A 17,447-nucleotide genomic window follows, 5' to 3' on the forward strand; every position below is an offset into this window, starting at 1 on the left:
TCCCATGACACGGTGGCCGCTCACCCCGCGAGGCACGGGGGCGATCCTGCTCGCTCTTGCGGCGTTCGTCCTGGCCCCCGTGTTCGGTGTGCCGGCGCTCGTCTTCTTCGGCGTGCTGCTCATCGCGGCGGTCGCCTTCTCGTTCGCCTCGCTGTGGCTCGGTCACCGGGCAGACGGGGTCCGGCGATCGTTCGCCCCTCCCGTGGCATCGGTCGGAGCCGAGGTCGACGTGCGCGTGCGCGTCGAGTCGCGCTCGGTCCTGCCGACAACGGTGGGCATCTGGCGCGACCGGCTGCCGCGCGGGGTCGAGGGTGAGCCCGTAGGCGTCTACCCCGGCCTGCGTTCCGGCCTCGTCTCGGGCAGTCATCGCGTCGACATCGCGTACCGCGTGCGCGCCCGGCGTCGAGGCGTGCGCGCCATCGGACCGCTCGTGGTCGAGACCACGGACCCTTTCGGCCTCTCGCGGCGCCGTCAGGAGCTCGGTGGCGCCGTTCCCCTCACGATCGCTCCGGCTGTGGTGCCACTGGACATGCTCGACGATCTCCTCGGGGCGGCGGGCGGAACGATGCAGTCCGTCACCGACAAGCTGGGTCAGGGCGCCGACAACCTCATCCCCCGTGCCTACGCGCCCGGCGACTCGATGCGGCGCATCCACTGGCGGGCGAGCGCCCACCGCGGGGAGCTCATGGTCCGGCAGGAGGAACGCGAGTCGAACCCCGAGGCGGTCATCGTCTTCGATCGCGCCGTCGCGAGATGGAGCACGGATGCACTGCGCTCCCCCGGCGAGGACCTCGACTTCGAGGCCGCTCTGTCGACCGTCGTGTCGGCTGCCGCACGCTTCGCCCGCGAGGGCTACAGCGTCGCGATCATCGACGTCGACGGGACGGAGCTCGTCGATCCGATCGAGGGTGGTGACACCGCGGCACTCGACGCGATGACCACCTCGTTCGCCACCCTGACGGCCCGCCGCGAAGGAGCGCTCACGGACCTCGCCCCGCTCTTCGCCGGCGCGACGCTCGGCCCCGTCGTCGTCGTCACCGGCGAGGTGTACCCCGCGGATGCCGCGTCGCTGGCCCCCATCGTGAGCCACAGCAGCATGCCGATGCTGTTCGCCCTCGCCGGAGCCGGCGATGCCCTTCGCGTCGCTCGCGAGACGGGATGGCACGTGCACCGGCTCGAGCCGGAGGACGAGCTCGAGTCGCTCTGGTCGGGCGTTCCCGGTATGGAAGAAGTCCGCGGACATGTCGGCTGAGGGCATCGGATCCACGCGCCCTCGGCACGACGGGCTCTCTACGACGGCGCTGCTGCTTGCCCTGGTGGCGTCCCTCGTCCCTCTGTTCACCGTGATCGCCGGCGGTGCCTGGGCGGCGCTCGCGTTCGTGCTCGCAGCGATCCTGCTCGGCGCCGGATATCTGCTGCGCCGTGCACGGGTGAGCGCCGTGCTCGTGACCGTCATCCTCGTGGCGCTGTGGACCGCGATCATGACGGCCGTCTTCTTCTCGGACGTCGCCTGGCTGTTCGTCATCCCGTCGGGCGAGGCGTTCGCCCGCGTGCCTCGACTGGTCGAGATCGCGAGCAACGACATCGCGGTGGGTGTCGCTCCGCTCGAGGCGTCGGCGTCGCTGACCTTCCTCATCGTGGGCGCCGTCGGACTCCTCACCGTCGCCCTCGATCATGTCGTCCTGACGGCACGGATGCCGCTGCTCGCCGGGGTCGCGCTGATCGCCGTCTGGCTGATCCCGACCCTCGCCGTGCCGCAGACGGTCGATCTGTGGGCGTTCACGCTCCTCGCCCTCGCGCTCCTGTGGCTGCTGCGTACCGAGACCCGCGGACGCGACCGGACCCGGTCGACCTCCGCGCCGCGCGGAGGGGTCGGCGCCGTCGCGGCCGTGATCGCGGCATCCGCCGTCGTCATCGCCGTCATCGCCGCACCCGCCCTTCCCTCCCCTGCGGCGCCCAGCGGCGGGCTGGGCGGCGGCACGACGATCGACGCGTCCCTCAATCTCGGCGACGACCTGCGTCGTCCCGCCGAGGTGCCGGTCGTGAAGCAGTGGAGCGCGGCCTCCGCCCCGGCCTACCTCCGCGTCGCCACACTGACCGAGCTCGAAGGAGACTCGTGGCAGCCCGACCGGAGCCGCTCGGTGCCGCTCGACGAGTGGGCGCCGGAGGATGCCGCCGCCGAGGGGATCGAGATCGTCGAGGACCGGCGCACGGTCGAGGTGCTCGATCTGTCGTCGGCGCAGCTGCCGGTGCCTGCCGACGCCGTCTCCGTCGACGGGGTGACGGGGATCTGGCGGATCACTCCCGCCAACGGGACGGTCGTCTCCCCCTCGACCGCCGCGCGCCGTCAGCAGTTCGAGGTCGTCAGCCGCACACCCCGCCCCACCCTGGAGCAGGCGCGTGCAGCCGAGGCGCGTGGGGGTCCCGCTCGGGCCCGCGACCTGCCCGCCGACACTCCGCCCGAGATCGCCGCGCTCGCCACCCAGGTGACGGCCGACGCGTCGAACGACTACGACCGGCTCCTCGCGCTCCAGACCTGGTTCCGCGGACCCGACTTCGACTACTCGCTCGACGCGCCGGTCGAGGACGGGTTCGACGGATCGGGGATCGAGGCCGTCTCGACGTTCCTCCAGGTCCGATCGGGGTACTGCGTGCACTTCGCCTCGGCCTTCGCCATCATGGCCCGGACCCTCGACATGCCGTCGCGTGTGGTCGTGGGATTCCTGCCCGGCCTCCCTACCGGCGACGTCGTCGACGACGACCGGGTCTATCAGGCCACGACCGCCCAGCTCCACGCCTGGCCCGAGGTCTTCTTCGACGGCATCGGCTGGGTGCCGTTCGAGCCGACGAAGAGTCTGGGCGCCGCGCAGCGGTTCACGTCCGCGGAGGACACGTCGAATCAGCCCGAGCCGACGCCGACTCCGACCGCTGCAGCCGAGCCGACCCCCACCGCGTCGTCGGCGCCCCGCCCCGAGGAGGACCCGACGGCGGGAACGACTCAGACGACGACGTTCTCGATCCTGCGAGTCCTGCCGGCCCTCGGCATCGCTCTGGGGGCGCTGCTCGTGCTCGCCCTGCCCGCCCTCGTCCGCGGGGCGCTCTCCCGTCGACGCGTGTCGCAGGCTCGCCGCGGCAGCGCCGGCGCCGCCTGGCGTCTCGTTCAGGATGCGGCTATCGATCTCGGCATCCCGGTCCCCGACTCGGAGTCGCCGCGCGCTTTCGGCGAGCGGCTCCGTCGCGACCACGGCGCGCCGCCGGCGGCAGTGGACCGTCTGGTGAACGCGGTGGAACGCTCGAGCTACGCCCTGGCAGGGTCGTTCGGGGACGCGGACGGAACGGAGCTGACGTCGGATGCCGCCGCTGTCCGCGCCGGACTGTTCGCCGCGGTGTCCACGCCGCGGCGCCTCGTCGGCCGACTGCTCCCCCGGTCCCTCGCCATCCGCCCCGGCTCGACCTTCGCCGAGGCGATGCCGCTCGGGCGCTGACATCCGCGACACCGGAACGACGAAGCCCCGCACCTCGAGGTGCGGGGCTTCGTTCTGGCGGAAGCGACAGGATTTGAACCTGCGAGACGAGTTACCCCGCCTACATGGATTCCAGCCATGCTCCTTAGGCCGCTCGGACACGCTTCCAACGGGAGAGCCTACCACGCAGGGTCCGCCCGCCCCGCGCACCGGCCGCGGCATCCGTCCCGCGGAGTTCAGTTCAGCGCTCGGGTGCTCTCGGGGATGACGCCGTCTCGGTACAGGTCGGCGGCGAGGTCCTGATAGGCGGTCAGGGCGACGCGCTGCGTGAGAGGGCCGTACGAGATGCGCGCGACGCCGAGCTTCTCGTACTCCGCCGCGTGGAGGGCGCCCGGTACGCCGATGACGCTGAGGCGGCCGATCCCCTCGACGAGCCGGGCCGCAGTCTCGGCATCGAGCCGGCCGGGGACGAACACGACGTCGGCACCGGCGTCGAGGAAGGCACGGCCGCGCGCGATGGCATCGGTGATCGATTCCTCGATGGGGCGGTCTCCGCCGCGGACGACCGCGTCGGTCCGGGCGTTGAGGGCGAACGGGACGCCCTCCGCCTCAGCGGCGCGGACGGCTGCGGCAACCCTGGCGACGGATTCGTCGAAGGGCCGGAGCCGGTCCTCCATGTTCGCTCCGGCGATACCGACGCCGATCGCCCGGCGCACCGTCTCGGCGGTGTCGTCGTAGCCGTCGTCGAGGTCCGCCGACACGGGGACGTCGCCGGCTGCTGCGACGATGCGGCCGACCATGTCGAGGGTCGTCTCGAGCGGGATGGTGCCGTCGTCGTACCCGAAGGATGCCGCGATCGAATGCCCCGCAGTGGCGATCGCCTGCGTCTCGGGCAGCGCGAGAACGGCCTTGGCGGAGACGACGTCCCACACGTTGACGACGCGGAGGATCTCGGGGGCGGCGTGAAGGTCACGAAGGCGGCGAGCGCGGTCTTCGAGGGAGAGGATGGTCATGCTCCCACCGTGCCACGACGGCCCGGTGGAATGCACCACCGGGCCGCCTGGAGCAGTCGGACGAACCGACCGCTCAGCCCACGTCGCCTCTCCAGGCACCGGTTTCAGCGCCGCGGGATTCGATGAACTCCTTGAACTTCTGCAGGTCCTTCTTCACCGCATGGTCGTCGATCCCGATCGCGGCGCCGACGGTCTCGACGAAGCCCTCGGGCTTCCAGTCGAGCTGCACCGTGACACGCGTCTCGGTGTCGCTCAAGCGGTGGAAGGTCACGACACCGGCGTGATCCTCGTCGACGCTCTTCCAGGCGACGCGCTCGTCGGGATGCTGCTCGGTGATGTGCGCGGTGAACTCCCGCTCCACGCCGCCGATCTTCACGTTCCAGCGATTGGTCGTGTCGTCGATCTGCGTGATCGACTGCACGTAGCTGAGGAAGTGGGGGAAGGACTCGAACTGAGTCCACTGGTTGTACGCGGTCGACACGGGCACGGTGACGTCGACGGTTTCGATGATGCTGGCCACGGTTGTCCTCTCGTCGGAATGTGGGTCCCATCATCGAGCGGACCCGCACCCGGCAGCAGGGGCTTGCGCCTCCCGCGTGGGACCGATAGACGCCGGGTAGGCTCGTGCGCGACTTCGCCATCCCGACGCAAGGAGCCCCCGTGCGCACCTCTGCCCTGCCGATGTCCGTCGCCGCGATCGCGCTCATCCTCGCCCTGGCCGGGTGCACGGGTCAGACCGAACCCGCTCCTGCCGCGTCGTCCGCGATCGGGGCACCGGTCCCCTCGACGACGGAGACGGAGCCGGCGCCGTCACCGACGGCTGCGGACCCGTCCGTCGACACCGCGCCGGAGTGCGAGACCCTCGACCTCTCGGCAGGTACGGCCGCCGGGAGCGATCTGGGGCCCTGCATCCAGGCAACGCTGGTGCGCGATGACACGGGCAGCCTGACCATCGACGGCGACGAGCTGGCGGGCACGGTCGTCTACCGCTACGACCCCGCGTTCGAGTTCCGCGGAGACCTCGAGACCGGGGGCGGCCCCGTCGCGATCAGCTTCGTCGACGGAGTCATGATGCTCGATGACGGCGACGGGCCCGTCGTCGCCGACGTCGATGCATCCGACACCGCGTCTCAGGCCGCCGGCTCCACCGCCGAGGTGTACCGCATCTTCGCCGACCCCGGATTCATCGGCGACCTGGTCGGCGCCGGCGAGAGCTGGACGGTGTCGGATGCCCCGGAGGAGGTCGAGACCGCGGACGGCGGATCGGTCGAGGCCTACCGCATCGAGAGTCCGGCCGCGTACTCGTGGTACGACATCCCGATCGATTCCTACACGCTGTGGATGACCGCCGACGGGCGCCCTGTCGCCACCGAGTCCACGACGGATCTCCTCGGACGCACCTCGACGCTGACGCAGCGTCTCACAGGTTTCGGCGAACCCGTCACGGTCAGTCCGCTGTCGTAGGAGAGCGCAGCGAGTCGAACGGACTCAGCGCGCCGCGAGGGCGGCGAGCGCGTCACCGCTCATGCGCTGCGTCGTCCACTCGTCCATGGCCTCGGCACCGATCGAGCGGTAGAACCCGACCGCCGGGGCGTTCCAGTCCAGCACTGTCCACTCCAGACGCGGATATCCCCGCTCGAGCGCGACGCCGGCAAGCGAAGCGAGGAGCGCAGTGCCGTAGCCGCGGCCGCGATCGGACTCGTCGACGTACAGGTCCTCGAGCCAGATCCCGTGACGGCCGGTCCACGTGGAGAAGGTGAGGAACCAGACGGCGATGGCCCGGACCTCGCCGTCCCGCTCCACGACGTGCGCGAAGGCGTTCGGATCGTCGCCGAACAGCGTCGCGGTGAGATCGGCGACCGTCGTGCGGACGGCATCCGGCTCCTTCTCGTACGCGGCGAGAGCGTGTATCGCGGCGAGGATCCCGGCCTCGTCACCGGGCGCCGCAGCGCGGAGGACCGCGCCGTCGTCGAGCGTGCGGGAGGGGTACGAGGAGGCAGCGGGCATGCCACGAATGTAGCGGGATCGCCGCCGATCCGAGCGGCGCGCTAGTCTCGATCAACCGCCCTTGGAGCAAAGCAGGTTCACTCATGGCCAGACGCGGAGCCAACCAACCCAGCGTCGGTGGATACAACGAGGCCGTCGTGCTGGACCAGATCCGCCGATCGCACGGCTTCAGCCGCGTCGAGCTGGCCGATGCCACCGGGCTGTCGGCGCAGACGGTCTCGAACATCGTGCAGCGGTTGTTGGACGCCGGGATCGTCGAAGAGGCCGGGCGGACGAGTTCAGGGCGCGGCAAGCCGCGCACGACCCTGCGCCTGGTCGGCAGCAGCCGCTACGCCGTGGGAGTGCACCTGGATCCCGGCCTCATCACCGTCGTCCTGCTGTCGATCGACGGCGAGGTCATCGCACGCCACGCTCGCGCCACTCCGTTGACGCAAGACCCCTCCGACACCGTCGAGGTCCTGACGCAGGACATCGAGACCACGCTCGCCGACTCCGGCATCGACCGGAGCCGGATCGTCGGCCTCGGCATCGCGGCACCAGGCCCCATCGACGTCGAGCGCGGCATCGTCATGGACCCGCCCAACCTCTCCGGGTGGGACCGCGTGCCGCTGCGCGACTCGGTGGCGGGTGCCACCGGCCTCCCCGTCCTCCTCGAGAAGGACGTGACGGCGGCTGCGGTGGCGGAGAAATGGATCGCGGCTCCGGGCGGCGAGCAGAACTTCGCATTCCTGTACGTCGGGACCGGCCTCGGTGTCGGGCTCGTGATCGGCGACGAGGTCGTCCGTGGCGGCTCGGGCAACGCCGGCGAGATCGGGCACATCGTCGTCGATCCCGACGGCCTGCCCTGCGCATGCGGGATGCGCGGCTGCATCGCCGTGAGTTGCGCCCCGCTGCCGCTCATCGAGGAAGCGGAGCGGCGGGGCATCATCGACGCCGAGCGCACGGGAGACGATCCGACGGAACTGGATGCGGCGCTGGCACGCCTCGTGCGCCGCGCCGACGACGGCGATGACGCCGCGCAGGCACTGGTCGCGCGGTGCGGCGAGCATATGGCACGCGCACTCGCGGTCGTCTCGAACCTGCTCGACGTCGATCGGATCGTCGTGGGCGGCCCGCTGTGGAGTCGACTCGAACACGCCCTCGCAGAGACGGTGCCGCCGCGACTAGACGAGCTGCGTGCCGCGCGGGGCGTCCACCCGGTGACGGTGTCGGGGACGGCGCTCGGATCCGACGTCGGTGCGATCGGCGCGGCGTGCCTGATCCTGGACGAAGCTCTGACTCCTCGGCCGACGTCGCTGTTGGTGCCGACCGCCTGATGTCATTCGCGTCACGGTCGTGGAGGCCGCTTGACTCCGCTATCTCCACTCATTTGACTTACTGTGTCCGGACACGGAGTGCGGGCGTCATGGTTCGGAGCAAGGGGGCCCCATGAGAGTTCGCATCGCCGTCACATCCATCGCAGCCGCAACAGCCGCGGTCCTCGTTCTGGGCGGGTGCGCACCGGACGAAGGCGACGTGGGCGACACGGTCACCGTCGTCTACTCCAAGACCGACTCGTTCACCGTCCTCGATGACCTCATGAAGACGGCGAAGAAGGAGTTCGAGGCATCGCACAAGGGGATCACCGTCGAGCTGCAGCCGATCACGGCGACGGACGACGACTACAAGACCCGACTCCAGCTCTCGCTGGCCTCCCCCGACACCGCACCGGACGTCTTCTACGAGGACACCTTCGCCGTCCGCAGCGACATCGAGGCGGGCTACCTGTTGAAGCTCGACGACAAGCTCGGCTCGTGGGACGACTGGGAGATGTTCGACGACGCGGGAAGAACCGCGGGCCAGGGTGAGGACGGCAGCACGTACGCGCTGCCCCTGGGCACGGACACCCGCGTCATCTGGTACAACAAGGACGTCCTCGAGAAGGCGGGAATCAGCACGCCCTGGCAGCCCGAGAGCTGGGACGACATCCTCGCGGCCGCGGCGCAGATCAAGAAGAGCGATCCGAACGTGGTGCCCTTCAACATGTACGCGGGCACCGGGACGGGCGAGGGCACCGTCATGCAGAGCTTCTACGAGCTGCTGTACGGCACGGGTGACGGCACGGGACTCTACGACGACGACTCCGGCAAGTGGGTGGTCGGCTCCCAGGGCTTCGTCGACTCGCTGAGCTTCCTCGAGAAGCTCTACGACGAGGGCTACGCGGTCACCCCCGACAAGGCGCTCGACCCGAACGTGTGGCAGGCGGTCTTCGGCGAATGGTTCCCGAGGGGCACCCTCGGTGCGACGGTCGAAGGCTCCTACACGCCGTCGTTCTGGGCTGAGGGCGGCGACTTCGCCTGGCCCGAATACGCCGACACCATGGGGGTCGCCCGCTTCCCGACGCAGGACGGCCAGGAACCCGGCGGCGTCAGCATGTCCGGCGGCTGGACCCTCGCGGCGTCTGCGGAGACCGACGTCCCCGACCTCGCGTTCGAGTTCATGACCACGGTCCTCAACAAGGAGAACGCGCTCTGGTACGCCATCAACAACGCGCAGATCGCGGTTCGGACCGACGTGGCGCAGGAGCCGACCTACCTCGACGCCAATCCGTTCGTGAAGGCGGTGACGGATGCCGTCTCGGTCACCCACTTCCGCCCGGCGAACAGCGACTATCCGCAGGTCTCGGTCGCCGCGCAGGAGGCGACCGAAGCCGTGATCACCGGGCAGAAGTCGCCCGCTGAGGCAGCGGCCGCATACGACGAGGCCGTCCGCAAGATCGTCGGCGACGACGGAGTCGTCACCGGGTGACCGCATGACGACGACCCTCTCGCGGCGTTCCGACCCGGCCGCGTCCGAGCCGCGACGCGCCCGGACGCGGGTGGGGGCGCGCGTCACCCCGGTTCGGGCCCTGCCCGTGCTGCCGGCGATCGGGCTCCTCCTCGTCTTCCTCACCGGTCCCATCGTCTGGGCGATCGGAGGCTCGCTCACCGACCGGGCCCTCACCGGGGTGGGTGCGGCGAAGCCCGAGTACGTCGGGTTCGACAACTTCGCGAGACTGTTCGCCGACCCGGTCCTGCCGCTCTCCGTTCTGCTGACGGTGGTCTTCGTGGTGGGATCGGCGATCGTCGGACAGAACGTGCTCGGCCTCGTCCTGGCGGTGCTCTTCCGGGCCGGAAGCCGCGCCGTGTCGGGCACCGTCGGGGTGATCGTCGTGACCGCGTGGGTGCTCCCCGAGATCGTGGCGGCCTTCGTCGGCTACGCCTTCCTGTCGGCCGACGGGACGCTCAACGGTGTCCTGGCGCTGCTCGGTCTGGACGGCCCGAACTGGCTGTACACGCTGCCGATGGTGGCGATCATCCTGGCGAACACGTGGCGGGGGACGGCGTTCTCCATGCTCATCTATCGCGCCGCCCTCGACGACGTACCGCCGGAGATCACCGAGTCGGCGATGATCGACGGCGCGGGCGCGTGGCAGCGACTGCGGTTCATCACCCTGCCCATGATCTCGGGCACCATCTTCACCAACCTGCTGCTGACCACCCTGCAGACCCTCTCGGTCTTCACCCTCATCTGGGTGATGACCAAGGGCGGACCGGGCGACCTGTCCACCACGCTCCCGGTGTTCGCGTACTCGCAGGCGTTCTCGTTCGGGGACATCGGCTACGGGAACGCGATCGCCATCGTCATGCTTGCCCTGGGAGCCGTGTTCTCGTTCGCGTACGTCGTGTCGCTCCGCCGCCGCGGGGGCCTCTCGTGAGCGTCGCGGCGTCGCAGAGTCGGCCCCGTCGCGGCCTCAGCATCGCCTCCCCGCAACGGCGCGCGACGCGCTTCTGGGCGAACGTCGTGCTCACCGTCATCGGGCTGCTCTTCGCTGCACCGCTCGCCTGGGTCGTTCTCGCCTCGATCGACTCCGCCGCGACGTATCAGGTCGCGTGGCCCGCGGAGCCGACGCTGAACAACTTCGCCGACGTCCTCACACCCGAGCTGACACTGCGCCCGCTCCTGAACAGCCTGTTGCTGTCGACCGGTGCGGCGGCGGTGACCGTGGTGGCGTCCGTCCTCGCCGCCTACCCGCTCTCGCGCTACCGGTCCCGGTTCAACGGCCCGTTCCTCTACTCCGTGCTGTTCGCGAGCTGCCTGCCGATCACGGCGATCATGGTGCCCGTCTACAGCCTCTTCGTGCAGATGCGCCTCATCAATCAGCCCTGGGCGGTCGCCCTGTTCCTCGCGGCGAGCGCGCTGCCGATGGCGCTGTGGATGACGAAGAACTTCATGGACTCGGTGCCCGTCAGCCTCGAAGAGGCCGCGTGGGTCGACGGCGCGAGCGCGATGCGCGCCCTTCTCACCGTCGTCGTGCCACTCATGCGCCCGGCCCTCAGCGTCGTCTTCGTCTTCGTCTTCCTGCAAGCGTGGGGCAACTTCTTCGTCCCGTTCGTGCTCCTGTTGACCCCCGACTGGCAGCCCGCGGCGGTATCCATCTACTCGTTCTTCGGCCAGTACGGCACCGTCGCCTACGGACGCCTGGCCGCCTACTCGCTGCTCTACTCGATCCCCGTTCTCGGCCTCTACCTCATCGTCACCCGCGGCCTCGGGGGCTCCTTCGCCCTCTCAGGTGCCGTCAAAGGCTGACCGCACCGCACCTCTCCCCCGCCGAACCTCTCCCGAAAGACGTTCCCCATGCACCGCAACGATCGACTTGCTCTGCAGCGCATCGACCGGCTCGCCGGCGACCGCCTGCGCCCCGCTCTCTACCGCGAGACCGCGTCGCTGAAAATCACGGCGTGGGAGGTCCCCGGAGAGCCGGTTCCGTTCGCCGAAGCCGTCACGCAGACCTACACCCCGGCACCGGTGGGCACGGCCTGGGGTCGCCCCTGGGGCACGGTCTGGTTCCACGTCACCGGCAGCGTCCCGGCATCCTGGCGCGACGCCCCGGCAACCCGCCCGGAGATCGTGGTCGACCTCGGTTTCGACGGCTCCGGCCCCGGGTTCCAGGCGGAGGCGCTCGTCTTCCGCCCCGACGGGTCGATCGTCAAGGCGATCGAACCCCGCAACACCGCCGTCCCGATCGACGGAGACGAGATCGACCTGTGGATCGAGGCCGCCGGCAACCCCAGCGTCGCCGGAACCTTCACCTTCGCCGCGACCCCGCTCGGCGACCGGGCGACCGCGGGCGACGAGCCGATCTACCGGCTGCGGCGGCTCGAGCTCGGCTTGCTCGATGAGACCGTGTGGGAATTGCAGCAGGACATCTGGACGCTCCGCGGCCTCGTCGACCAGCTCGAGCCGGACCGCACCCGTCACGCGCGCGTGCTCGCCGCCCTCGGGCGCGCCGTCGACGCGGTCGACCCCGACGACGTGGCCGGCACCGCCGCGGCGGGGCGAGCCGAGCTCCGCGCCGTGCTCGAGTCCCCGGCATCCCCGTCCTCGCATCAGCTGACCGCCGTCGGTCATGCCCACATCGATTCCGCATGGCTCTGGCCGGTCCGCGAAACGGTCCGGAAGGTCGCCCGCACGTTCTCGAACGTCCTCGACCTGATGCGCACCGAGGACGACTTCGTGTTCGCTGCGTCGTCGGCGCAGCAGTACGCCTGGATGAAGGAGCACTACCCGGAGCTGTTCGCCCGGATGAAGGATGCCATCGCCGCCGGGCGCTTCGCCCCGGTCGGGGGCATGTGGGTCGAATCCGACACGAACATGCCGGGCTCCGAAGCCCTCGCGCGCCAGTTCGTCGAGGGCAAGCGGTTCTTCCTGGACGAGTTCGGCGTCGAACCGCTCGAGGTGTGGCTCCCCGACTCGTTCGGCTACTCCGCCGCGCTCCCCCAGATCATCCGCGCCGCCGGGTCCCGGTGGTTCCTCACGCAGAAGATCTCGTGGAACGAGACGAACCGAATGCCGCACCACACCTTCCTCTGGGAAGGCATCGACGGCACCCGTGTGTTCACGCACTTCCCTCCGGTCGACACGTACAACTCCGAGCTCTCGGCGTCCGAGCTCGCCCTCGCCGAACGCCAGTTCGCGGAGAAGGCGGATGCCTCGCACTCCCTCGTCCCGTTCGGCTGGGGCGACGGCGGCGGCGGACCGACGCGGGATATGATCGCGGCAGCGCGGCGCACCGCGGATCTGGAAGGGTCGCCGCGCGTGCGCCTCGGATCACCGTCGCAGTTCTTCGGCGACGCCGAGGCGGAGTACGCGGAACCGCCGGTCTGGTCGGGCGAGCTCTATCTCGAATACCACCGGGGGACGTACAGCGCCCAGGCGCGCACGAAGCGGGGCAACCGCCGCAGCGAGCACCTCCTGCGCGCGGCAGAGCTGTGGGCCACCATCGACGCCGTCCGCACGGGAGCAGCGTATCCCGCTGCGCGGCTGCGGTCGCTGTGGCAGACGGTCCTTCTGCACCAGTTCCACGACATCCTTCCGGGCACCTCGATCGCCTGGGTGCATCAGGAGGCCGAGGCGACCTACGCGCGCGTCGCCGGCGAACTGCAGGAGATCATCGACACCGCGGTGCGTTCGCTCGTCGGCGAGGGGGACCACGCGCTGACCGCGAATGCCGCGCCGATACCGCTGGCGGGTGTTCCGGCGCTCGGTGCCACAGCGGCGGCATCCGTGCTCCCGGTCGCGCCGGAACGGGACGGCGACGGGTGGACGTTCCGTCACGAGCGGTTCCACTGGGCGATCGACGCGCGCGGGCTCGTCGTGGGCGCCGTCGACCTCACCACCGGCCGGGAACTCGTCGACCCGGCGTTCCCCGCCGGCGTGCTGCAGATGTTCCGCGACACGCCCCGCGAGTGGGACGCCTGGAACATCGACGTGGAGGACGGCGCCCTCGGGACGACGCTCACCGATGTCGTCGGGATCGTCACGGACGGTCCGGACCTCGTCGTGCACCGTCGGTTCGGCTCCTCGGAGCTCGAGCAGCGGTACCGCGTCGACCCGTTCTCGGGTGCGCTCGAGATCGCCCTCCGCCTCGACTGGCACGAGCGGCAGAAGATGCTGAAGATCGCCTTCCCCCTGCGCGTGCGGGCCGAGCGCACCGAGTCCGAGATCCAGTTCGGTCACGTCTCCCGCCCTGTCCATGCGAACACGACATGGGATGCCGCCAAGTTCGAGACCGTCGCACATCGCTGGATCCGCGTCGTCGAGGGGGACTACGGCGTCGCCGTCGCCAACGACTCGTCCTACGGCCACGACGTGCAGCGCGCGCCGGGATCGGACGGCGGCGCCCGGACCGTCGCCCGCGTGACGCTCGTTCGGGCTCCACTGTTCCCCGACCCCGAAGCAGACCAGGGCACGCACGAGTTCCGGGTCTCCCTCCTCCCCTCCGCCGGCGTCGCCGCGGCGATCGGCGAAGGGCTGCGGTTGAACCTCCCCCCTGTCACCGTGCGGGGGGCGCACGAGATCGCGCCGGTGCTGACACTGGATGACCCGGGCGTGATCGTCGAGGCGGTCAAGCTGGCCGACGACGGTTCCGGTGACGTCATCGTGCGGCTTTACGAGGCGCTCGGATCGTCCCGCACGGCGCAGCTGACGGCAGGGTTCGCGGTGAGGGCGGTGATGCAGACCGATCTGCTCGAGCGGGAGATCGAGGCGACGGCGCTCCGCGAGACGACCGACACGGTCCGCCTCGACCTGTCGCCGTTCCAGCTCGTCACTCTGCGCCTGGCGCGCTGACCCGCATCACTCCAGCCCGCGGACCGGGACCCCGAGCCATTCGCCGAGGTCCCGGATCTCGGCGTGGATCATGTCGCGCTCGTCGTCGTCGATCGGTGCCAGTTCGTGGACCGCGGCGACGACGAGGGTCTCCTTCTTCTTGTCGAGAGCCGCGTCGAGCAGGGCGACGAAGCGGTCGCCCACCAGGATCGGATGGGCGAAATAGCCGTAGACCCGCTGATGTCTGGGCTTGAACTGCTCGAGGACGAAGGTGAAGTCGAACAGCTCCGTCAGCCGTGGCCGATCGAAGAGCATCCGGTCGTACGGGTTGAGGATCGCCGCCCGGCCGCCGGGGTCGTCACCCAGAGCCGCAACGGCCTCGGGATCTACGCGCCAGCGCCACGAGCTCCCCTCGACCTCGGCGTCCTCGCCCGCTGTGCCGACGCCCGACCACGGGGACTTCTGCCGTGCGATGCCGAGCGCCTGCAGACGCCGCCCCGCCAGCGACTCTTCGGCGTCGGTCGGGCTCATCGCGGCATCCGTCTTCCCGTACACGCGATCCGGCAGGTCCCACACGCGCTGCCGTCCGACGCGCCCGCTGATCGCGACGTCACCGAGGTACGACATGAGCTCGAGCATGCGCGGCACCTGGTTCGCGCCGTACCAGCCGCTCTCGTTCTTCGCCTGGACCGCGCTGGTGTCGGGGATCTCCGAGGCCTGCAGCGGGCCGTCCCGATCGAGGCGCCGGAGGATCTCCGACCGGAAGGCGGCGTTCGCCTCGAGGTACGCAGCCGTCGAGGCGCTCAGCCGGCGGTTCGGCATGAGGGCGCGGAGAGCCGGGAGAAGGGATGCCGGGCGGAAGTGCCCGTCGTACTCGAACAGCAGTCGGTCGACCTCGACGGCCTTCGAGAGCTGTCCGGGCTCGTACGCCCACCCGATCCGCGACCAGCAGATCGCCTGCTCGCTGGGAGCGATGACCGCAGTGGGATCGATCTTGATCGCGGCGATCTGCTCGGCCACTTCGACGACGTCGCCCGGCCGGTCGGCGTCGAGCAATTGCGCGCGGACCGCGATGCGGCGGGCCTCGTCCCTGGTGAGCCGGTGCATGGCACGAGGCTAGCGGGGGCGACCGACGCCGATCAGCCCGCGGGCTGGAGTGACGCGTCGACCGTCCGGCGCTCGTCGAAGACGAAGCACTCGCCGTCGAACCCGTCACCGCCGACGTGCTCGAAGTAGCCGAGGATGCCGCCCTCGAGCTGACGTGCGTCGATCCCGTCCTCGCGCAGGACGAGCGCCGCCTTCTCGCACCGGATGCCGCCGGTGCAGAAGCTGACGACGGTCTTGCCGACGAGCTCCTCGCGGTGGGCCGCGGCGGCATCCGGGAACTCGGTGAACTTCTCGATCCGCCAGTCCAGCGCCCCCGAGAACGTGCCGTGGTCGACCTCGAACGCGTTGCGGGTGTCGAGCAGCACGACCTCGCGCCCGTCGTCGTCGACACCGGACGCGAGCCAGCGCCGCAGGGTGGAGGGATCGACGCCGGGAGCGCGACCGGCCTCGGGGCGGATCGCCGGGCGGTCCATCCGGATGATCTCGCGCTTGTGCTTGACGAGCATCTTGCGGAACGGCTGCTCGTCCGACCAGCTCTCCTTGGTCGTCAGCGCCGCGAAGCGCTCTTCTGCGCGGAGCTCGGCGACGAAGCCGCGGACGTCGTCAGCGGGCCCTGCCAGGAAGAGGTTGATCCCCTCCTCGGCGACGAGGATCGTGCCGCGGAGTCCGCGCGCATCCGCCCGCTCCTGCAGCACGGGACGCAGCGACGCGGGGTCGGCGATGCGCGTGAAGAGGTAGGCGGAGATGTTCAGGACGGATGCCACTCCACCAGCGTAAACGGAGGCGGCCTCCGCCCTGTGGCCTCCCCTCCGGGCCTCAGACCGCGAAGGGAGCGGAGGCGTCGTCGAGCGCGGCGACCTCATCGGCCGTGAGCTCGAGCGTCGCCCCGGCGATCAGGCTGTCGACCTGGTCGACCCGCGACGCCGACGCGATCGGGACCGCGCCCTTCGCGCGGAGCCAGCCGAGTGCGGCGGATGCCGACGAGACTCCATGAGCGTCCGCGACCTCGTCGAGGGCGTCGAGGACCGCGAGACCGTCCGCAGTCACGTACTTCGCGGCCGCCCCCGCGCGGGGAGAGGACTGCCCCGCGGTGTCGGTCGAGCGGTACTTGCCGGTCAGGAAGCCGCTCGCGAGGGCGAAGTAGGGCACGACCGTCAGACCGAGCTCCTGCGCGGCGGGGACCACGTCGCGTTCGACGGCGCGGTCGACGAGGTTGTAGGCCGGCTGGGTGGCGATGGGCTCCGCGACGCCCTTCTCGCGAGCGATGCGGATCCACTCACGGGCGTTCTCGGCCGAGAAGTTCGAGATCGCCGGGTAGCGGATGAGTCCGTCGGCCACGAGCGCACCGAACGCCTCGACGGTCTCCTCCAACGGCGTGTTCTCGTCCTCGGCGTGCGCGTAGTAGACGTCGATCGTGTCGACACCGAGTCGCTTCAGCGAGGCCTCGGCGCCGGCGCGGACGTTGCTCGCCGACAGGCCCGGGAAGTCGGGGTGCTTCGACACCTTCGTCGCGACCACGACCCCCTCGGGCTTACGCGACGCGATCCACTCTCCGATGATCGTCTCGCTCTCGCCGCCGGAGTGGCCCGGGACCCATGCGCTGTAGACGTCGGCGGTGTCGATGAAGTCCCCGCCCGCAGCGACGAAGGCGTCGAGGACGGCGAAGGAGGTGTCGCGATCGGCCGTCCATCCGAAGACGTTGCCGCCGAGGGAAAGGGGGAACACATTCAGGTTGCTGGTACCGAGATCAGTCATGACCTCGATCCTGACACGATGACGGATGCCGGGGGCCGGCGCCGACTCAGCGCGAGACGATCTCCTCCGCGTTCGCCTGGATCCAGGTCATGAGGGGCATGACCCGCTCCATCAGCTCGACGCCGAGCGGCGTCAAGGAGTACTCGACGCGCGGAGGGACCTCCGGGTACGAGGTCCGCTCGACGATGCCGTCGGCGGCGAGGGTGCGCAACGTGGTGGCGAGCATCTTCTCGCTGATCCCGTCCACGCTGCGGCGAAGCTCCCCCCAGCGACGGGTCCCGTCGGTGAGCGAGAGGAGCACGAGGATGCCCCACTTGCTCGTCACGTGGTCGAGGACCGTCCGCGAGGGGCAGGCCTCGGTGAAGATTCCCGGCGACTCCTGCTGCATCTCCGCATAACTGACCGCCATGTGAGCAGCTTACCGAAAAGTGGGTACCCATCAGACGGAATGTTTCGACCTCTCGCGCGGGTT

At 70.2% G+C, this 17,447-nt stretch carries 15 protein-coding genes and 1 tRNA gene; 8 read left to right on the forward strand and 8 right to left on the reverse strand.

Translation table 11 applies throughout. The features are described from left to right. Positions 1 to 4 precede the first annotated feature (4 nt). Complete coding sequence (locus BBA86_RS09415) at positions 5 to 1,252, forward strand: DUF58 domain-containing protein (RefSeq protein ID WP_065571326.1); 1,248 nt, start codon at positions 5 to 7, stop codon at positions 1,250 to 1,252. Continuing rightward, positions 1,242 to 3,485: a DUF3488 and DUF4129 domain-containing transglutaminase family protein gene (locus tag BBA86_RS09420; RefSeq protein ID WP_065571327.1), complete on the forward strand. Its 2,244-nt coding sequence runs from the start codon at positions 1,242 to 1,244 to the stop codon at positions 3,483 to 3,485. Before BBA86_RS09415 ends, BBA86_RS09420 begins: the two co-directional genes overlap by 11 nt. Before the next feature lie 55 nt (positions 3,486 to 3,540). Here BBA86_RS09420 and BBA86_RS09425 read toward each other — a convergent pair. The 3 genes from BBA86_RS09425 to BBA86_RS09435 all read right to left on the reverse strand — a co-directional run bounded on the left by BBA86_RS09425 (position 3,541) and on the right by BBA86_RS09435 (position 4,997). Continuing rightward, a tRNA-Ser gene (locus BBA86_RS09425) sits at positions 3,541 to 3,632 on the reverse strand. Positions 3,633 to 3,700: 68 nt separating this feature from the next. Continuing rightward, positions 3,701 to 4,477 carry an isocitrate lyase/phosphoenolpyruvate mutase family protein gene (locus BBA86_RS09430; RefSeq protein ID WP_065571328.1) on the reverse strand — a complete coding sequence of 259 codons (777 nt, stop codon included), beginning with the start codon at positions 4,475 to 4,477 and terminating at the stop codon, positions 3,701 to 3,703. A 73-nt stretch (positions 4,478 to 4,550) separates the two neighbouring features. Continuing rightward, positions 4,551 to 4,997, reverse strand: a complete 447-nt coding sequence (locus BBA86_RS09435; protein ID WP_065571329.1) for an SRPBCC family protein — start codon at positions 4,995 to 4,997, stop codon at positions 4,551 to 4,553. A gap of 140 nt (positions 4,998 to 5,137) precedes the next feature. Between BBA86_RS09435 and BBA86_RS09440 the strand changes: the two genes are divergently transcribed. Continuing rightward, complete coding sequence (locus BBA86_RS09440; RefSeq protein ID WP_065572249.1) at positions 5,138 to 5,941, forward strand: hypothetical protein; 804 nt, start codon at positions 5,138 to 5,140, stop codon at positions 5,939 to 5,941. Positions 5,942 to 5,965: 24 nt separating this feature from the next. On the opposite strand, the gene BBA86_RS09445 is transcribed toward BBA86_RS09440, so the two are convergent. After that, positions 5,966 to 6,484, reverse strand: coding sequence for a GNAT family N-acetyltransferase (locus BBA86_RS09445; protein ID WP_065571330.1), 519 nt, complete (start codon positions 6,482 to 6,484; stop codon positions 5,966 to 5,968). 83 nt (positions 6,485 to 6,567) lie between these two features. Between BBA86_RS09445 and BBA86_RS09450 the strand changes: the two genes are divergently transcribed. The 5 genes from BBA86_RS09450 to BBA86_RS09470 all read left to right on the forward strand — a co-directional run bounded on the left by BBA86_RS09450 (position 6,568) and on the right by BBA86_RS09470 (position 14,134). Next, entirely contained in the window at positions 6,568 to 7,800 is a 1,233-nt protein-coding gene (locus BBA86_RS09450; protein ID WP_223247065.1) for an ROK family transcriptional regulator, read from the forward strand. 112 nt (positions 7,801 to 7,912) lie between these two features. Then, entirely contained in the window at positions 7,913 to 9,271 is a 1,359-nt protein-coding gene (locus tag BBA86_RS09455) for an extracellular solute-binding protein (protein WP_065571331.1), read from the forward strand. Between the two features lie 4 nt (positions 9,272 to 9,275). Beyond that, the gene (locus BBA86_RS09460) at positions 9,276 to 10,220 is read left to right on the forward strand and encodes a carbohydrate ABC transporter permease (RefSeq protein ID WP_065571332.1); all 945 of its coding nucleotides are present in this window, start codon (positions 9,276 to 9,278) and stop codon (positions 10,218 to 10,220) included. Beyond that, a complete protein-coding gene (locus tag BBA86_RS09465; protein ID WP_065571333.1) occupies positions 10,217 to 11,092 on the forward strand; it encodes a carbohydrate ABC transporter permease in 876 nt (291 codons plus the stop codon). Before BBA86_RS09460 ends, BBA86_RS09465 begins: the two co-directional genes overlap by 4 nt. 48 nt (positions 11,093 to 11,140) lie before the next feature. After that, positions 11,141 to 14,134 carry an alpha-mannosidase gene (locus tag BBA86_RS09470; RefSeq protein ID WP_065571334.1) on the forward strand — a complete coding sequence of 998 codons (2,994 nt, stop codon included), beginning with the start codon at positions 11,141 to 11,143 and terminating at the stop codon, positions 14,132 to 14,134. Positions 14,135 to 14,140: 6 nt separating this feature from the next. On the opposite strand, the gene BBA86_RS09475 is transcribed toward BBA86_RS09470, so the two are convergent. From BBA86_RS09475 to BBA86_RS09490, 4 genes are read right to left on the reverse strand one after another with little or no spacing between them, the layout of a single operon-like run. After that, positions 14,141 to 15,220 (reverse strand): DNA glycosylase AlkZ-like family protein, encoded by a 1,080-nt coding sequence (locus BBA86_RS09475; RefSeq protein WP_065571335.1) that lies wholly within the window; start codon positions 15,218 to 15,220, stop codon positions 14,141 to 14,143. Between the two features lie 32 nt (positions 15,221 to 15,252). Beyond that, positions 15,253 to 15,984: a sulfurtransferase gene (locus BBA86_RS09480; protein WP_065571336.1), complete on the reverse strand. Its 732-nt coding sequence runs from the start codon at positions 15,982 to 15,984 to the stop codon at positions 15,253 to 15,255. A 52-nt stretch (positions 15,985 to 16,036) separates the two neighbouring features. Beyond that, complete coding sequence (locus BBA86_RS09485) at positions 16,037 to 16,975, reverse strand: aldo/keto reductase (RefSeq protein ID WP_065571337.1); 939 nt, start codon at positions 16,973 to 16,975, stop codon at positions 16,037 to 16,039. A 46-nt stretch (positions 16,976 to 17,021) separates the two neighbouring features. Further along, complete coding sequence (locus BBA86_RS09490; protein ID WP_065571338.1) at positions 17,022 to 17,384, reverse strand: winged helix-turn-helix transcriptional regulator; 363 nt, start codon at positions 17,382 to 17,384, stop codon at positions 17,022 to 17,024. Positions 17,385 to 17,447 lie beyond the last annotated feature (63 nt).

The sequence above is a fragment of the Microbacterium oleivorans genome (assembly GCF_001691565.1).
In the GTDB taxonomy this organism is placed as follows: domain Bacteria; phylum Actinomycetota; class Actinomycetes; order Actinomycetales; family Microbacteriaceae; genus Microbacterium; species Microbacterium oleivorans_B.